This window comes from Ramlibacter sp. AN1133, assembly GCF_037890035.1.
Taxonomy (GTDB): Bacteria; Pseudomonadota; Gammaproteobacteria; order Burkholderiales; family Burkholderiaceae_C; genus Ramlibacter.
Window position 1 is genome coordinate 36,627 of the sequence record NZ_JBBKTQ010000035.1, and the last position, 16,520, is coordinate 53,146.

Annotated in this window: 11 protein-coding genes; 8 read left to right on the plus strand and 3 right to left on the minus strand. The window is 68.6% G+C overall.

The features are described 5' to 3' along the window. Window positions 1-82 precede the first annotated feature (82 nt). From WG923_RS28215 to WG923_RS28225, 3 genes are all read left to right on the plus strand, one after another. Window positions 83-2,005, plus strand: coding sequence for a PrkA family serine protein kinase (locus tag WG923_RS28215; RefSeq protein ID WP_340354362.1), 1,923 nt, complete (start codon window positions 83-85; stop codon window positions 2,003-2,005). Window positions 2,006-2,072: 67 nt separating this feature from the next. Next, window positions 2,073-3,347, plus strand: coding sequence for a YeaH/YhbH family protein (locus tag WG923_RS28220; RefSeq protein ID WP_340354363.1), 1,275 nt, complete (start codon window positions 2,073-2,075; stop codon window positions 3,345-3,347). A 58-nt stretch (window positions 3,348-3,405) separates the two neighbouring features. Then, complete coding sequence (locus tag WG923_RS28225; RefSeq protein WP_340354364.1) at window positions 3,406-4,956, plus strand: SpoVR family protein; 1,551 nt, start codon at window positions 3,406-3,408, stop codon at window positions 4,954-4,956. Window positions 4,957-5,059: 103 nt separating this feature from the next. On the opposite strand, the gene WG923_RS28230 is transcribed toward WG923_RS28225, so the two are convergent. After that, window positions 5,060-5,785 (minus strand): hypothetical protein, encoded by a 726-nt coding sequence (locus WG923_RS28230; protein ID WP_340354365.1) that lies wholly within the window; start codon window positions 5,783-5,785, stop codon window positions 5,060-5,062. A 234-nt stretch (window positions 5,786-6,019) separates the two neighbouring features. On the opposite strand from WG923_RS28230, the gene WG923_RS28235 reads away from it, so the two are divergent. Further along, window positions 6,020-6,952: a DMT family transporter gene (locus WG923_RS28235; RefSeq protein ID WP_340354366.1), complete on the plus strand. Its 933-nt coding sequence runs from the start codon at window positions 6,020-6,022 to the stop codon at window positions 6,950-6,952. Here the strand turns inward: WG923_RS28235 and WG923_RS28240 are convergent. Then, window positions 6,949-8,526 (minus strand): UDP-glucose dehydrogenase family protein, encoded by a 1,578-nt coding sequence (locus WG923_RS28240; RefSeq protein WP_340354367.1) that lies wholly within the window; start codon window positions 8,524-8,526, stop codon window positions 6,949-6,951. The genes WG923_RS28235 and WG923_RS28240 overlap by 4 nt on opposite strands. A 186-nt stretch (window positions 8,527-8,712) precedes the next feature. Between WG923_RS28240 and WG923_RS28245 the strand changes: the two genes are divergently transcribed. Together WG923_RS28245 and WG923_RS28250 are read left to right on the plus strand one after the other, a co-directional pair. Then, on the plus strand, window positions 8,713-10,122 hold the full coding sequence (locus WG923_RS28245) for an HlyD family efflux transporter periplasmic adaptor subunit (RefSeq protein ID WP_340354368.1): 1,410 nt from the start codon (window positions 8,713-8,715) through the stop codon (window positions 10,120-10,122). Next, window positions 10,089-12,800 carry a glycosyltransferase gene (locus WG923_RS28250; RefSeq protein ID WP_340354369.1) on the plus strand — a complete coding sequence of 904 codons (2,712 nt, stop codon included), beginning with the start codon at window positions 10,089-10,091 and terminating at the stop codon, window positions 12,798-12,800. Before WG923_RS28245 ends, WG923_RS28250 begins: the two co-directional genes overlap by 34 nt. Here the strand turns inward: WG923_RS28250 and WG923_RS28255 are convergent. Beyond that, on the minus strand, window positions 12,742-14,061 hold the full coding sequence (locus WG923_RS28255; protein ID WP_340354370.1) for a TolC family protein: 1,320 nt from the start codon (window positions 14,059-14,061) through the stop codon (window positions 12,742-12,744). The two genes, WG923_RS28250 and WG923_RS28255, sit on opposite strands and share 59 nt — an antisense overlap. 167 nt (window positions 14,062-14,228) lie before the next feature. Here WG923_RS28255 and WG923_RS28260 point away from each other — a divergent pair, with 167 nt between their 5' ends. Both WG923_RS28260 and WG923_RS28265 read left to right on the plus strand, forming a co-directional pair. Beyond that, the gene (locus WG923_RS28260) at window positions 14,229-15,131 is read left to right on the plus strand and encodes an SDR family oxidoreductase (RefSeq protein ID WP_340354371.1); all 903 of its coding nucleotides are present in this window, start codon (window positions 14,229-14,231) and stop codon (window positions 15,129-15,131) included. A 465-nt stretch (window positions 15,132-15,596) separates the two neighbouring features. Next, a complete protein-coding gene (locus WG923_RS28265) occupies window positions 15,597-16,409 on the plus strand; it encodes a class I SAM-dependent methyltransferase (protein WP_340354372.1) in 813 nt (270 codons plus the stop codon). The last annotated feature ends 111 nt before the right edge of the window (window positions 16,410-16,520 follow it).

Sequence of the window (16,520 nt, forward strand, 5' to 3'; positions counted from 1 at the left end):
GATCATCGGTTTTCGAGGCTCTGGAGTACAGTGATCCCCGCACCAGCGCCTGACGCTGCAGTCCGCTAACGAAGGAGGCTTCATGGACGTCGTCCGCAATTTCCTCACGCGCTACGAACAGAAGCGCGAGGAAGAGTTGTCGATCGAGGAATTCCTCGAACTCTGCAAGAGGGAGCCGCTCACGTACGCGACTGCCGCAGAGCGCATGCTGGCCGCGATCGGCGAACCGGAAATGGTGGACACGCGCCATGATTCCCGCCTCTCGCGGATCTTCGGCAACAAGGTCATCCGGGTCTACCCGGCGTTCAAGGATTTCTACGGCCTCGAGGAACCGATCGAACAGGTCGTCTCGCACTTCCGCCATGCCGCGCAAGGCCTGGAAGAGAAGAAGCAGATCCTGTATCTGCTCGGCCCCGTCGGCGGCGGCAAGTCCTCGATCGCGGAGCGCCTGAAGCAGCTGATGGAGCAGGTGCCGTTCTACGCGATCAAGGGGTCGCCCGTCAACGAGTCGCCGCTGGGCCTCTTCAGCAACGACGAGGACGGCCCCCTGCTGGAGCAGCAGTTCGGCATCCCGCGCCGCTACACGCAGAAGATCATGTCGCCGTGGGCCGTCAAGCGCCTGGAGGAATACGGCGGCGACATCCGCAAGTTCCGGGTCGTCAAGCGCTTCCCGTCCATCCTGCGGCAGATCGCCATCTCCAAGACGGAGCCGGGCGACGAGAACAACCAGGACATCTCCTCGCTGGTCGGCAAGGTCGACATCCGCAAGCTCGAGAGCTACGCCCAGGACGACCCGGACGCCTACAGCTACTCCGGCGGCCTGTGCCTGGCCAACCAGGGCCTGCTGGAATTCGTGGAAATGTTCAAGGCGCCGATCAAGGTGCTGCACCCGCTGCTGACGGCCACGCAGGAAGGCAACTTCAAGGGCACCGAAGGCTTCGGCGCGATCCCGTTCGACGGCATCGTGATGGCCCACTCGAACGAGAGCGAGTGGAAGGCATTCAAGAACAACAAGAACAACGAGGCCTTCCTCGACCGGATCTACGTGGTCAAGGTGCCGTACTGCCTGCGCGTCACCGAGGAAGTCAAGATCTACGAGAAGCTGATCCAGAACTCCTCGCTCAAGGACGCCATCTGCGCGCCCGGCACGCTCAAGATGATGGCGCAGTTCTCGGTGCTCACCCGCCTGAAGGAGCCGGAGAACTCCAGCATCTTCTCCAAGATGCTGATCTACGACGGCGAGAACCTCAAGGACACCGACCCCAAGGCCAAGAGCTACCAGGAATACCGCGACTACGCCGGCGTCGACGAGGGCATGACGGGCATCTCCACCCGCTTCGCCTTCAAGATCATCTCGAAGGTGTTCAACTTCGACAGCAACGAAGTCGCGGCCAACCCGGTGCACCTGATGTACGTGCTCGAGCAGCAGATCGAGCGCGAGCAGTTCCCGGCCGAGACCGAGCAGAAGTACCTCTCGTACATCAAGGAACACCTGGCCACCCGCTATGCGGAGTTCATCGGCAAGGAAATCCAGACGGCCTACCTCGAGTCCTACTCGGAATACGGCCAGAACATCTTCGACCGCTACGTCACCTACGCCGACTTCTGGATCCAGGACCAGGAGTTCCGCGACACGGACACGGGCGAGATCTTCGACCGCGCGGCGCTCAACGCCGAACTCGAGAAGATCGAGAAGCCGGCCGGCCTGTCCAACCCGAAGGACTTCCGCAACGAGATCGTCAACTTCGTGCTGCGGGCGCGGGCCAACAACGCCGGCAAGAACCCGGTGTGGACCAGCTACGAGAAGCTGCGCACGGTGATCGAGAAGAAGATGTTCTCGAACACCGAGGAACTGCTGCCCGTCATCAGCTTCAACGCCAAGGCCTCGGCCGACGAGGCGAAGAAGCACGAGGACTTCGTCAACCGCATGGTCGAGAAGGGCTACACCAAGCGGCAGGTCCGCCTGCTGTGCGAGTGGTACCTGCGCGTGCGCAAGAGCTCCTGAAGCCCGGGCGCGTCAACCAAACAGGAGGGACCGCCCAGTGACCAACAAAAGCGGTGGCGAGCGGTCCATGCTCCACCAGGTCATCGACCGCCGCCTCTCGGGCAAGAACAAGTCGATCGGCAACCGCGAGCGCTTCCTGCGCCGCTACAAGGAGCAGATCAAGGAAGCGGTGCGCAAGGCGGTGGGCGACCGCAGCATCCGCGACATCGAGGAAGGCGCGGACATCACCCTGCCCAAGCGGGACGTGTCCGAGCCCACCTTCGGCCATGCGCCCGGCGGCAGCCGGGAACTGGTGCACCCCGGCAACGAGGAATACGTCCGCGGCGACCGCATCCAGCGGCCGCAGGGCGGGGGCGGCGGCGGCTCGGGCGGGCAGGGCGCCTCCCAGGACGGACAGGGCGAGGACGACTTCGTCTTCCGGATCAGCCGCGAAGAGTTCATGAACTACTTCTTCGACGACTTGGCCCTGCCGCGCATGATCCGCACGCAACTGCTGGCCGACGTGCCGGAGTGGAAGTACCGCCGCGCCGGCTACGTGTCCGAGGGCAGCCCGAGCGCGCTGCACATCGTGCGCTCCATGCGCACGGGCCTCGCGCGCCGCATCGCGATGGGCGGCGATTCGCGCCTCGAGCTGCGCCGTGCGATCCGGCTGCTCGACGAGGCCGAGAAGCGCGGGGATCCCGAGAAGGATCTCGCCGTGCTGCGGGAAGTGGTGGCCGAACTGCGCGCCAAGCTCAAGCGCGTGCCCTGGCTGGACCCGTTCGACCTGCGCTACCGCAACCGCGTGCGCGAGCCCATGCCCACCAGCAAGGCGGTGATGTTCTGCCTGATGGACGTCTCCGGCTCCATGGACGAATCCCGCAAGGACCTCGCCAAGCGCTTCTTCATCCTGCTGTACCTGTTCCTCTCGCGCCACTACGAGAAGACCGAGGTGGTGTTCATCCGCCACCACACGCAGGCGGCCGAAGTGACCGAAGACGAATTCTTCCACGCCACGGAAAGCGGCGGCACGGTGGTGTCGAGTGCGCTGACGATGATGAACGACATCATCCGCGCCCGCTACATGGGCAGCGAATGGAACATCTACGGGGCCCAGGCCTCGGACGGCGACAACTGGCAGCAGGATTCGTCCAAGTGCAGGGAGCTGCTGGACAACAAGATCCTGCCGCTGGTGCGTTACTACGCCTACGTGCAGGTGGCCGACGAAGACCAGAACCTGTGGGAGGAGTACACGCGCGTGCGTGACGCCAACCCGCACTTCGCCATGCAGAAGATCGTGACGCCGGCGCAGATCTTCCCCGTCTTCCGGGACCTCTTCAAGAAGACTCCGCAGGCCGCATGAGCCCCGCTCGGCCGCCCGGAGGGGCTCGTACCGCAATGCGTAGCATGAAGGTGATCCTGTGACTGAAGCTGCTGAATTCCTCACCCCCTCCGACCAGAAGAAGGACGAGAGCAGGCGCCTGCCCTGTCCCTCCGACTGGGATTTCGACCTGATCGAAACGTACTTCCAGGCGATCCGCCGCACGGCGGAACGCTTCGGCCTCGACACCTACCCCACGCAGCTGGAACTGATCTCGTCCGAGCAGATGCTGGATGCGTACGCCTCCGTCGGCATGCCGGTGAACTACCGCCACTGGTCCTACGGCAAGCACTTCATCCAGAGCGAGAAGAGCTACCGCCGCGGCCACATGGGGCTGGCGTACGAGATCGTGATCAACTCCGATCCCTGCATCGCCTACCTCATGGAGGAGAACACGATGCCCATGCAGGCGCTGGTGATGGCGCACGCCTGCTTCGGGCACAACTCCTTCTTCAAGGGCAACTACCTGTTCCGCATGTGGACGGACGCCAGCTCGATCGTCGACTACCTGGTCTACGCCAAGAGCTTCGTCTCCGAATGCGAGGAAAGGCACGGCATCGACGCGGTGGAACAGGTGCTGGACGCCTGCCACGCGCTGATGAACTACGGCGTCGACCGCTATCGCCGGCCGCAGAAGATCTCGATGGTGGAAGAGGAGAACCGGCGCAAGGAGCGCGAGGCCTACCTGCAGCAGCAGGTCAACGACCTGTGGCGCACGCTGCCGGCCAAGGCCGGCAAGGCGGCCGAGAAGAAGGTGCGCCGCTTCCCGGAGGAGCCGCAGGAGAACATCCTGTACTTCATCGAGAAGAACGCGCCGCTGCTGGAGCCGTGGCAGCGCGAGATCGTGCGCATCGTGCGCAAGATCGCGCAGTACTTCTATCCGCAGCGCCAGACGCAGGTGATGAACGAGGGCTGGGCCACGTTCTGGCACTACACGCTGCTCAACACCATGTACGACGAGGGCATGCTCTCGGACGGCTACATGATCGAGATCCTCAGCTCGCACACCAACGTGGTGTTCCAGCCGCCGGTGACGCACCCGGCGTACAGCGGCATCAACCCGTACGCGCTGGGCTTCTCGATGTTCACGGACATCAAGCGCATCTGCCAGAACCCCACCGACGAGGACCGCGAGTGGTTCCCCGAGATCGCGGGCACCGACTGGGTCAAGTCGCTCGACTACGCGATGCGCCACTTCAAGGACGAGAGCTTCATCGGCCAGTACCTCAGCCCGAAGCTGATGCGCGACATGCGCCTGTTCGCGGTGCTGGACGACGCCGCGCAGTCGGAGCTGGAGGTCTCGGCGATCCACGACGACAACGGCTACCGGCGCCTGCGCGAGTCGCTGTCGCGGCAGCACGACCTGGGCTGGCGCGAGCCCAACATCCAGGTATGGAACGTGAACGCGCGCGGCGACCGCTCGCTGACGTTGCGGCACATCCGCCACTCCGACCGTCCGCTGGACAACGGCGCAGAGGAAGTGGTCAAGCACGTGGCCAGGCTGTGGGGCTTCCGCGTGCGGCTGGAGAGCGTGGACGGCCACGACCGCGTCATGCAGCACTGGGAAGTGACGCCGCCGCAGCATCACTGAGCCTTGCGCGCGGGCCGCCACCGCCCTGGCGCGTGGCGCCGGCCGCCGCCGTCAGCGACGGCGACAGGCTGCAGCGGGGGCCTGCCCCGCTGCCCGTCGGTGACTAGCGGTTCTTCCTGGCGATGAAGGTGATCGCCTGTCCGAAGGTCGGGTTGACCACGGCGGCATCGAGTTGCTGCAGTTCGTGGCTGTAGACGGCCGCGCCCTGGAACGCCGCCCCCGGGAACACGCAGGGCGCGCCGCCGAACTGGATGGTGAGGTCGAACGCGTCGTCCCGGCGCGGCACCACCTGGCCCGTGATGGCGCAGCCGTTCAGCAGGGTGGTGAGCTTGCCGTCCTGCGTGACCTCGAAGACCGTCTGGCGAATGCCCAGCGAGAAGGTCACCTCGCCGGGATAGGAGCCGGCCAGGTCCGCCAGCTTCCCGTCGGGATCGAAGGGCTTGACGTATGCGAGCTGGAGCGACTTCGCGTTGACCGTGCCGGCGACCGCCGGGTTGCCTCCCTTGGCCGTGACCCGGGCCGTGATCGTGGCCGGCGTCGGGCGCTGGGGCGGAAACGCGAAGCGGTAGTCGACGCCGTCCGTGGACGTGAACGTGGCGCCATGGAAATCGCCCGTGCCCCGCACGAGTCCGCCTGGCACGCCGGGCGAGGCCGGGTACTTCATGAAATAGGTCCCGTCCCCCAGCACGATGGTGGTGACCGGCCCGTTCCCGTCCACGCTGCCCTCCCACAGCCCGGTGTACGGCTCGCCGCCGCCACAGGAAGAAAGCGCCAAGCCGACGAGCACGGCGGCAGAGACGGTCGCGCTGCGTTGCGCAATGGTTTTCACGAAGGTCATCATGCGAAGCCCTTTGTTACAAGAACAGTGCAAGTATTGCTATATGTAACGACATCCGTCAACGACCGTTGAGCGGTTATGTCCGGACCCGGACCGCGGTCCATTCGGCACGCCGGTCCGGTGCAAGGCGGCGGGTCAAGCCCGGCATGCCGGCAATGGGAGCCGGAGCCTGCCCCAAGGCGGCGAGCCGGCATGGCAACGATGGGGGTTCTTATGATCACCCGCATGGCCAGCCCCCACCCCGCCGCCAAGGCCGTCCCGCTCGTCCTCGTCCTCACCCTCGTCTGGGGCACCAACTGGGCGCTCTTCCCGCTGGCCGTGCGCGAAGTCTCCGTCTGGACCTTCCGCGCCGTGAGCCTCACCGCCGCCGGCTTCCTGCTGCTGGCGCTGGCGCGCGCCCGCGGCCTGTCCGTGGTCATCCCGCGCGCGCACTGGCTGCCGGTGACGGCGGCCGCCGTGATCTACCTCGTGGTCTGGAACCTCGCCAGCACTTACGCCGCGATCCTGATCCCCTCCGGCCAGGCGGCGATCCTCGGCTTCACCATGCCGATGTGGACGGTGCTCGTCGTCTGGGTGCTGTTCGGCGAGCGGCCCACGCCGCGCATGTGGGTGGCCGTCGCGCTCGCCGCGCTCGGCGTCGGCCTGCTGCTGGTGCCGGCCCGCGCCGCCTACGCCAGCGCGCCGGCGGGCTTCCTGCTCGGGCTGCTGGCGGGATTCGGCTGGGCGCTCGGCACGGTGGTCCTCAAGCGCGCGGCCGTGCCGGTGCCGGCCCTGGTCCTCACCGGCTGGCAGTTGCTGATCGCCGCGCTGCCGCTCTGGGCGGGCGCGCTCTGGATCGGCTGGGGCCACTGGTTCGTGCCGTCCTGGCAGACCCTCCTCGTGATCACGTACATCACCATCGTGCCCATGGCGATCGGCAACGCCGCGTGGTTCGCCATCGTGGGCCTGCTGCCCGCGAGCGTGGCCGGCCTGTCCTCGGTGATGGTGCCGATCGTCGCGATGGTCACCGGCGCGATCGTGCACGCGGAGCCGCTCGGGCCTTGGCAGCTTGGCGCGATGGCCTGCTGCGGCAGCGCCCTGGCGCTGGCGCTCACGCGCCGGAACGAAAAAGGGGCGCCCGCCAGCACCCCCCGCACCGTCCGCGGCGCCGATTCCTAGGCCGCGGCGGCATTGCTGCCGATGGACTGCTCGCCGTGCAGCTTCTGCGTCCCGGCCGCCGCGTGCGTCGCGAGTTCCGCCAGCACCGCCATCGGCTCCTCGTCCGCCGCGGCCACCGCGCCGGATTCCGCCGCCACCTCGTCGGCCCGCACCGGGTCGGACACAAGCAGCGCCTCCGGCTGCACCCGCTGCTCGGGAGCGAGCAGCGCCAGGTTGTTGCGGCCGATGCCCAGGTAGGTGATGCCGGCGGCGGCCATCGCATGCGGCTCGTACAGGTTGCGTCCGTCCAGCACCAGCGGCGAACGCATCGCATCCTTGAGCGCGCGCAGGTTGGGGCTCTTGTAGTTCTTCCACTCGGTCAGCACCACCAGCGCGTCGGCCTCGGCCACCGCGTCCATCGGCTTGGCCACGAAGGTGATGTTCGCCAGCAGCTGCGGCTGGTCCTGCATGTCGAGGGCGAGCGCGCGCGCCGCCTGCTCCTGCGCGACCGGGTCGTGCGCACGGATGCGCGCGCCGGCGCGCAGCAGGGCGCAGATGATCGAGCGGCTCGGCGCTTCGCGCATGTCGTCGGTGCCGGGCTTGAACGCCAGGCCCCAGATCGCGAAGGTGCGGCCGGCCAGCCGCTTGCCGAACTGGCTGAAGATCTTGTGCAGCAGCACCTGCTTCTGTCCGTGGTTGACGCGCTGCACGGCGTCCAGCACCTGCAGCGGCAGCCCGTTCTCGTGCGCCGTGCGGCACAGCGCGTCGACGTCCTTGGGGAAGCAGCTGCCGCCGTAGCCGGTGCCGGCATAGAGGAAGCTGTAGCCGATGCGCGGGTCGGACCCTATGCCCTGGCGCACCAGTTCGATGTCGGCGCCCACGCGGTCCGCCAGGTTGGCCAGCTCGTTCATGAAGCTGATGCGCGTGGCCAGCATCGCGTTGGCCGCGTACTTGGTGAATTCCGCGCTGCGCACGTCCATCACGCGCGTGCGCTCGTGGTTGCGGTTGAACGGCCGGTACAGCTCGCGCAGCATGGACAGGGCGCGCTCGCCGCGCTCGTTGTCCTCCACGCCCAGCACGATGCGGTCGGGCCGCATGAAGTCGTCGATGGCCGCGCCTTCCTTGAGGAATTCGGGGTTGCTCGCCACCGAGAAGGCGAGCTCGTCGCGCCCGCGCTTCGCGAGTTCCTCGCGCACGACGGCGGTCACCTTTTCCGCCGTGCCCACGGGCACGGTGGACTTGTCGACGATCACCTTGAAGCCTTCCATGTGGCGGCCGATCTGGCGCGCGGCGGCCAGCACGTACTTCAGGTCCGCGCTGCCGTCCTCGTCCGGCGGCGTGCCGACGGCGATGAAGTGCAGGTCGGAGAAGGCGACGCTCGCGGCCGCGTCGGTGGAGAAGACGAGGCGCCCTTCCTCCACGTTGCGCTGGATGATTTCCTCCAGCCCCGGTTCGTGGATCGGCATGCCGCCCGCATTCAGCAGCCTGATCTTGGCGTCGTCCACGTCGAGGCAGAACACGTTGTTACCCAGTTCGGCCAGGCAGGCGCCGGTGACCAGGCCGACGTAGCCGGTGCCGACGATCGTGACATTCATCTTTCTTGCTCCCTCCGCAATGGCGGTGTCGCGCAAAGGGTAGCGGGGGCGGTCATTTCGCCGTGCTGCGCAGCGTGCTCCTTCGCGCGTAGGTACCTTCCTACAGTTTTTAGAGGGGTTTACGCTGCCTCTGCGCTTGTATCAATCGTGACCATGACTGCGCTGTTGTATCGAGGGAGCCAAGCCATGATTTCGCGAGAAGCCAACCTGCCGCGCAAGGCCATGCGCGTCGCCCTCCCGCTGTTCGTGGAGATCGGCGGCAAGAGCCATGCGGCGCGCGACTGGTCCACCACCGGCGTGGGCCTCGCGGCGCTCGAACAGCCGCCCGCCGAAGGGGAGGTGGTCGATGCGCGCGTGAGCTTCCCGCTGCTGGAGTCCACGCTGGTGGTGCCGGTGCGGATGGTGTACCGCGGCGTGCACGAAGGCGTGGCCGGTTTCGAATTCCAGGACCTGTCCGCGCGCAACCGCAAGCTGCTGCGCCACTACATCGAGCTCTCGCTCGAAGGCAAGCTGGGCGACGTGCAGGACATCGTGGCCGCGGCGGCGATGCCCCTGGCCGCGAATTCCGGACCGGCGCCGCTCACGCTCGGCAGCGCCGGCATGCCCGCGATGCACCTGCAGCAGTCCCCGCGGCGCGGGCGCCTCCTCGGCAGCGTGGTCGCCGGCCTGGCGGTGCTGGCCGTGGGCGCGGGCATCGTCTGGTACAACCTGACGTACCAGCTGGAGGGAACGGGCTTCGTCGCCGGCAGCATCGCCCGCGTGACGGCCAACAACGTGGGGCAGGTGGGCAAGCTGCTGGTGGAGCCCGGGTCGAGGGTCGAAGCCGGCACGCCGCTGTTCACGGTGGACAACCCCACGCTGCGCGACGAGATCAACTCGCTCGACCAGCAGGTGGGCGAGCTGGTCGCCCGGCAAGCGCGCCTGACCACCGTGCGGCGCCAGGCGGAAGCCGGCGTGCTGCAGTCGATGCGGCGCGAGTGGTCGGAGCGCGAGGCCGAACTCGCCTCCGCGCGCCGTCTGCTGCAGGCCGGCGCGATCACGCAGCGCGACCTGATGCTGGTGGCCAACCAGGCACAGGACCGGCGCGTCGACTACCTGCGCCAGGTCGCCGAGGGCGCGACGCACAGCCAGACCCTGGACAACTCGGACACGATCGCGAAGCTGCGGCTGGAACTCGCCTCCAAGAAGGTGCTGCTGGCCCGGCAGGAAGCCGATCGCACGGTGCGCGCCCCGGTGCGCGGCAAGGTCTTCACGGTCGACCGCCTGCCCGGCGAGTTCGTCACCGCGAACCAGCCCGTGGTACTGTTGGAGGCGGACGTCACGCCCAGCGTGTTCCTGCGCGTGTCGAACGACGACGCCGTCAAGCTGAAGCTGGGCATGCCGGCCCAGGTCTACGTCGCGAGCGAAGACCGCAAGTACGGCGCCAAGGTGTCCGGCGTGGGCCTGAGCGCCGTCTCCGCGACCGCGCCCGTCACGCAGGAAGGCGGCCTGAACGAGACGCTGGTGAAGCTCGACTTCGACGATCGCAAGGTGCGCCTGCCGGTCAACTCGCGCGTCAACGTGTGGATCCGGAATCCGTCGCTGCCCTGGTCGTGATGGGACGCGCCTCGAGACTCCACGCGCTCGCCTCGGCGGTGCCGCCCGTGCTGTTGTACGGGGGCGCCGCGCTGTGGCTGTTCACGTGGGGCCGCGAGGAACTGCACGGGATCCAGGAGGAGGTGCTGATCCTGATCAGCGCCTTCGCCTTGTGGCGTTATGGCTGGCAGCTGCTGCACTACACGCGCGCGGCCTGGTACGCGACGTGGCATTACCCGCGCCTGCGCGCCAGCGCGCGGCGCGTGGCGCAGTCGCGGCCCTGGCCGCAGCGCATCTTCGTGGTGGTGCCCTCGTACCTGGAGGAGGCCTGGGTCAGCCAGCAGGCGATGCCGGCGCTGATGACCAACCTGCTCGCGCTGCCCGGCAAGGCCACCGTCATCGTGGCCGTGGGCAGCGACGAGGACGAACAGGTGATCGCCGCGGCGTGCGCGCCCTACCTGGGCGAGGGCCGCATCGAGCTCGTGTTCCAGCGCCAGAGCCAGGGCAAGCGCATCGCCATGGGGCATGCGCTGCGCGCGGTGGCGCGGCGCTACCACGACGAGCCGGACTGCGTCACGGTCTTCATGGATGGCGACTCCTGGCTGGAGCCTGACTCGCTCGCGCGCGTGCTGCCCTTCTTCATGGCCTACCGCGACCTCGGTGCCGTGACGACCAACGAGGAGGCCTGCATCCCCGGCGGCTCGCCCTGGTACCGCGACTGGTTCGACCTGAAGTTCGGCCAGCGCCAGGTGCTGTTCCAGTCGCACAGCCTGTCGCACAAGGTGCTCACGCTCACCGGGCGCTTTTCGGTGCTGCGCACCTCCATCGTGGTGCAGGAGGACTTCCTGCGCATGATGGAGAACGACACCATCGAGCACTGGCTGTACGGGCGCTTCCGCTTCCTCATGGGGGACGACAAGAGCTCGTGGTTCCATCTCCTGCGCGGCGGCTGGAACATGCTGTACCTGCCCGACGTGACCTGCGTGTCGCTGGAAAGCCGCAACGAGCCCTTCCTCAAGGCCAGCATGTCGCTGCCGTACCGCTGGTTCGGCAACACGCTGCGCAACAACCCGCGCTCGCTGGCGCTCGGACCGCGCCGCACCGGCTGGTTCATCTGGTTCGTGCTGCTGGACCAGCGCATCTCCATGTGGAGTTCGCTGGTGGGCATCGCCGGCGCCAGCGTGCTGGCGGTGACGAAATCGGTGCTGTTCCTGCCGCTGTACATCGCCTGGGCGGTGCTGGTGCGCAGCGTGCAGCTGGTGGTGATCGCCTGGCACGGCCACGCGGTGAGCATGCGCACCATCCCGATCATGCTGTACACGCAGTGGGTCGGCTCGATCGTCAAGATCAAGGCCTGGCACAACCTGGCCGACCAGAACTGGAGCAAGGGCAAGTCCAAGCAGAATGCGGTCAAGGCGAGCGGCCTGCGCCGGCTGGTGCCGACCTGGCGCATGGGCTTTGCCTACACCGCCTTCGCGCTGGCGGTGCTGCTCACGCACAGCGCGCTGCGCCTGCCGGGCACCGAACTGTTCGCCGCCCAGGGCGCGCCAGCCGAAGTGATCGACGCTGTCAAGGGCAAGGGCGGCGTGCGGCCCGACGACGGCCAGGACGATGCCGCGGCGCTGCAGGCGCTGATCGACAAACAGCCTCCGGGTCCGCTCACCATCCGGCTGCCCGCCGGCCAGCTCGATTTCATGCAGCCCGTGGTGATCCGCCGCGACGAGGTCACGCTGCTCGGCGCGGGGCAGGACCGCACCCGCATCGTCTCGCACGTGGGCACGCCGCAGGAAGCGGTGATCCTGGTCGAGGGGCAGCCCGGGCCGCGCGTGGGCTACCTGGGCAAACCGCTGGGTCCCGGCGACACGCTGCTGAAGATCCCGGGCGCGGCGCAGTTCGAGGCCGGCACGCTGGTGTGGCTGAAGCAGCCGAACGACGACGTCCTGTTCCGGCAGCTTGGCAGCCAGCAGTGGCAGCGCGAGTTCCCCTTCCTGCGCCAGGCGCTGGTGAAGGTCTCCGGCCGCGACGAGGACGGCCTGCGGCTGGCCGCGCCCACCGGCCTGACTTTCGACGCGGGCCGCACCGAGGTGCTGCGCGTGAAGCCGGTGCGCGGCGTGCGGCTGGCCGACTTCACGATCGAGCAGCGGGCGCCCGGCCGCGACATCGCTTCGCTCAGGCACGTGTACGAGAACGCCGTGCCCGCCGTCGCGGTGGATGCGATCTCGCTGTCCTGGACCGACGACGCGCTGGTGGAGCGCGTGACCGTGCTCAATGCCGGCCGGCACCCGATCTCCATCGAGCAGAGCCACGGCTTCACGGTGCGCGACTGCCTGCTGGACGGCGCCTGGAACAAGGGCGATGGCGGCAGCGGCTACCTGCGCATCGCGCGCAGCTACCGCGGCACGGTGGAGCACTGCAAGGTGCGCAACATCCGCCATATCGCGCTGCAATGGAGTTCGGCCTTCAACACGCTGCGCGACATCGACAGCGAGGTGGACGTCAACTTCCACGGCGGCAACAGCCACCACAACACCGTGCGCGACGTGCGCTTCGCGATCCCGCCGCAGCACAAGTGGGGCCCGGTGTTCCAGACCCCGAAGGACGCGCGCTGGGCGCCGCCGGACGGGCCCGGCAACACCGTGCTCAGTGCCGCGACAGCGAGTACAGCTCCTGCGGCTCGCGGGGCTTCACCAGCGCGCTGAGCTGGGTGAGCACCTCCAGCACGTCCAGGCGCGAGACCAGGATCTCCCGCTGCAGTTCCTGCAGCTGCAGCGAGAGTTCCTCGACATCGCGTTCCGGGTCGCCGGGCAGCGAGGCGACCTGGTGGTCGAGGCGATAGCAGGCCATCTCGACCTTCTGCCGCAGCAGGCGGCTTTGCGCCTGCAGCACGCGCATGTCGCCCTGGCGCAGGCGCAGCCGCTCGGACAGCAGGGCGATCTTCTGCTCCATGGCCGCGCGCACCGATTCGCGCTGGCCCGTGTACAGCTCCCGCGCGGCCTCCACAACCTCGTCGCGGCCGCGGTCGCGGTCCAGCGGGATGCGCATGCGCACGCCCGCCACGTTGTAGGGGCCGCGGTCGAAGTCCTTGGCGCGCTCGGCGAACAGGCTCAGGGCGAGCCGGTCGCGCGCGCGCGGCAGGTATTCGATGCGCTCGACCAGCAGGGCCTGCAGCTGCGCCTCGGGCGAGCGCTCGACCGCGCGATCCACGAGGTCCGGGGCCGGCCGCAGTTCCACCGCCTCGATCCGGTTGATCAGCTCATGCGCCTGCGGATACACCAGCACGTCGGGCAGGCCGGAGAAATGCTGCGCGCGCAGCGCCGCCACCTCGGCGCGGTATTCGATTTCCGCGACGTCCGTCTTCGTCACGCGGCCTGCCGCGAGCTCCTGCCGGCGCCGCTGCAGCACCGGCTGGATCGCCGCCGCCTCGCGCTGGTAGAGCGTGGCCAGCAGCTTGTTGCGCATCTGCTGGATGGCCAGCAGGTGCTCCTGCAGCTCGCGGTCCTGCGTGTCGCGCAGCATCTGCAGGTACTGGGCCTTGTTCTCGATGCGGGCGCGATCCAGTTGCCGGCGCGCATCCTCCCGGCCGCGGTCGAACAGCTCCCATTCCAGGCCCACGCTGTAGCGGCCGCCTTCGTTGGGGCCCAGCAGCGTATGGTTGGCGTCCCCCACGGCATACAGGCCGTTGAAGGGCTTCATCGCATCGAGCCGGGCGAAGAACACGTCACGCTCGCGCTCCATGCGTTGGGCCAGGGTGGCGTTCAGCGATGCCTCGGGCCGCGCCGACGATGCGAGCGGCGGCACGAGCTGCCAGGCCACCGTCTGCTGCGCCATGCTGGCGCACAGGCTGTTGGCCAGCCGCAGCCGCACGGGCGGCGCCTGCGGCGGCGGCTGCTGAGCGACCGAGGCCAGCGCCAGCATCGCGGCGACCGCCGCTCCCACGCGCGCGAGAAAGACTCGCGCCATCCTGCCCTGCATCGATTGTTTTCCTTCACTGCTAAATTGCAGGAATTCGAAAGCCGAGGCGCGACGGCATAGATTCCGCAGCAGTCCTCGGCTCCTCTTGCGCAAAATTCTAGGTCAGGCGCGCGCGCAGCGGGGCCGTTTCCCCCGCATTCACGAAAGGACCAGCCATGTACGCAACTCGACTGTTTGCCGGCCAACGCATCCTCGTCACCGGCGGCGGCACCGGACTGGGCCAGTCCATGGCCGAGCGCTTCCTGGAATTGGGCGCCGACATCGCGATCTGCGGCCGCCGCAAGGCGGTGTGCGACGAAACGGCGGCGGCCTGGCGCGCGCGCTTCCCCGAACGCCGCATCGACACCTTCGGCGTCGACATCCGCGTCGCCCAGGCGGTCGAAGAGATGGTGCAGGCGCTGTGGGAGGGCGGCGGCCTCACCGGGCTGGTGAACAACGCGGCCGGCAACTTCATTGCGCCGACGGAGAGCCTGTCGCCGCGCGCCTTCGACGCGATCGCCAACATCGTCTTCCACGGCACCTTCTACGTGACGCAGGCGGTCGGCAAGCGCTGGGTGGCCGAGGCGCGCGCCGGGCAGTGGACGCCCGAGCGGCCGTACCGCAGCGTGATGAGCATCATCACCACCTGGGTCGACAACGGCAGCCCCTACGTCGTGCCCTCCGCCATGAGCAAGGCCGGGATCGATGTCATGACCAAGTCGCTGGCGGTCGAGTGGGCGCGCCACGGCGTGCGCCTCAATGCCGTCGGGCCGGGCGAGATCCCCACCGAGGGCATGAGCAAGCGCCTCAATCCCGGCGAGGAGCCGGGTGCGCGCAGCAAGGCGCACAACCCGATGGCACGCCCCGGCAGGATGGGCGAGCTGCAGAACCTGGCGGCCTTCCTGATGGCGCCGGGCCAGTGCGACTGGCTCACCGGCCAGAGCATCATGATGGACGGCGGCAATGCGCTGGCCACCGGCGGCAACTTCTACGAGCTGCGCGAATGGAGCGACGCCGACTGGCAGGCGGCGCGCGAGCGCATCGAGGCGCAGAACGCGAAGGACCGGGCGCAGCGCTGAAGCCCATGCGCCGCGTCTTCGCGCTCCTGCTGCTGTGCGCGCTGGCCGGCTGCAGCTTCGTGCGCGGCGGCAAGCTGGTCGCGCCCGAGCGCTTCGGCCTCGAACGCGTGACGCCGCGGCTCTATGTGGAAAGCGGCGCGGATGCCGTCACGCGCGAGCAGTTGCGCCAGGCCACCCTGCGCGCCCGCGAGGCGGTGCGGGCGGCAGCGATGCGGCCAACCAGGAGCGCAGGGCGCTCGGCGAGCCGGAACTGCGCCCGCTCTACGCGGCGGCGGGGCACGAGGTGCGGCCGTGGTTGCGCGACCGCGGTCCCGAAAGTCTGCACGCTTTCATCGAAGCGTCCGTGCGAGTGCGGAGTTCGACGCCGCGTACGGCCCAGCGCCGCGCTGACGCAGCGCCTCCTGTGGCCGTTGCGCCGCGCGCCCGTTCCCGCTACGGTGGACACCCTGCGCAGGAGGAGAGGCCATGAGCCACGACGCCACCGATCGCCTGTTTGCCGGTTCCATTCCCGAGCTGTATGACCAACACCTGGTTCCCCTGATCTTCGAGCCGTACGCGGCGGACCTGGCCGAGCGCGTGGCCGCCGTGAAGCCGGGCGACGTGCTGGAGATCGCGGCCGGCACGGGGGTGGTGACGCGGCAGCTTGCGCGGGTGCTGCCCGCCGCGACCCGCATCGTCGCGACCGACCTCAACGTCCCCATGCTGCAGCAGGCGAGGGCGCGCGGCACCGCCCGCCCCGTGGCGTGGCAGCAGGCCGACGCCATGGCGCTGCCCTTCGCCGACGCAAGGTTCGATGCCGTGGTGTGCCAGTTCGGGGCCATGTTCTTCCCGGACAGGAGCCGGGCGTTCGCGCAGGCGCGGCGCGTGCTGCGGCCCGGCGGCACGCTGCTGTTCAATGTGTGGGACCGCATCGAAACCAATGAATTCGCCGACGTGGTCACGCAGGCACTCGCTGCCGTGTTCCCGCAGGACCCGCCGCGCTTCATGGCACGCGTGCCGCACGGCTACCACGATGCGGCAGTGGTGGCACGCGACCTCGCGCAGGGCGGCTTCGCGGCCGCGCCCCGATGGGAGGTGCTGTCCGCGCGCAGCCGTGCGTCCTCGCCGCGCGCGCCTGCCATCGCCTATTGCCAGGGGACCCCGCTGCGCAACGAGATCGAGGCGCGCGCGCCGACGGGGCTCGCCGCGGCAACCGAGGCGGCCGAGCGCGCGCTGGCCGCGCGCTTCGGCGCCGGCCCGGTGGATGGCCTGGTCCAGGCCCTCGTGTTCACGGTCTAGTGTCCTGTCCCGTAAATATCCAGGCTCTCGCGGGGCAGCCCGGAGGGTTCGGCGCAGGGGGGGCCCTCGGCGGTCGTCCAGAGCGGGTCCAGCCGGCCAGGCTGGACCCAC

Bases quoted from the DNA above. Each gene is read 5' to 3' on its own strand.
- WG923_RS28215 (WP_340354362.1), top strand. From the start codon at position 83: ATGGACGTCGTCCGCAATTTCCTCACGCGCTACGAACAGAAGCGCGAG.
- WG923_RS28220 (WP_340354363.1), top strand. From the start codon at position 2,073: ATGCTCCACCAGGTCATCGACCGCCGCCTCTCGGGCAAGAACAAGTCG.
- WG923_RS28235 (WP_340354366.1), top strand. From the start codon at position 6,020: ATGGCCAGCCCCCACCCCGCCGCCAAGGCCGTCCCGCTCGTCCTCGTC.
- WG923_RS28240 (WP_340354367.1), bottom strand. From the start codon at position 8,526: ATGAATGTCACGATCGTCGGCACCGGCTACGTCGGCCTGGTCACCGGC.
- WG923_RS28245 (WP_340354368.1), top strand. From the start codon at position 8,713: ATGATTTCGCGAGAAGCCAACCTGCCGCGCAAGGCCATGCGCGTCGCC.
- WG923_RS28255 (WP_340354370.1), bottom strand. From the start codon at position 14,061: ATGGCGCGAGTCTTTCTCGCGCGCGTGGGAGCGGCGGTCGCCGCGATG.
- WG923_RS28260 (WP_340354371.1), top strand. From the start codon at position 14,229: ATGTACGCAACTCGACTGTTTGCCGGCCAACGCATCCTCGTCACCGGC.
- WG923_RS28265 (WP_340354372.1), top strand. From the start codon at position 15,597: ATGAGCCACGACGCCACCGATCGCCTGTTTGCCGGTTCCATTCCCGAG.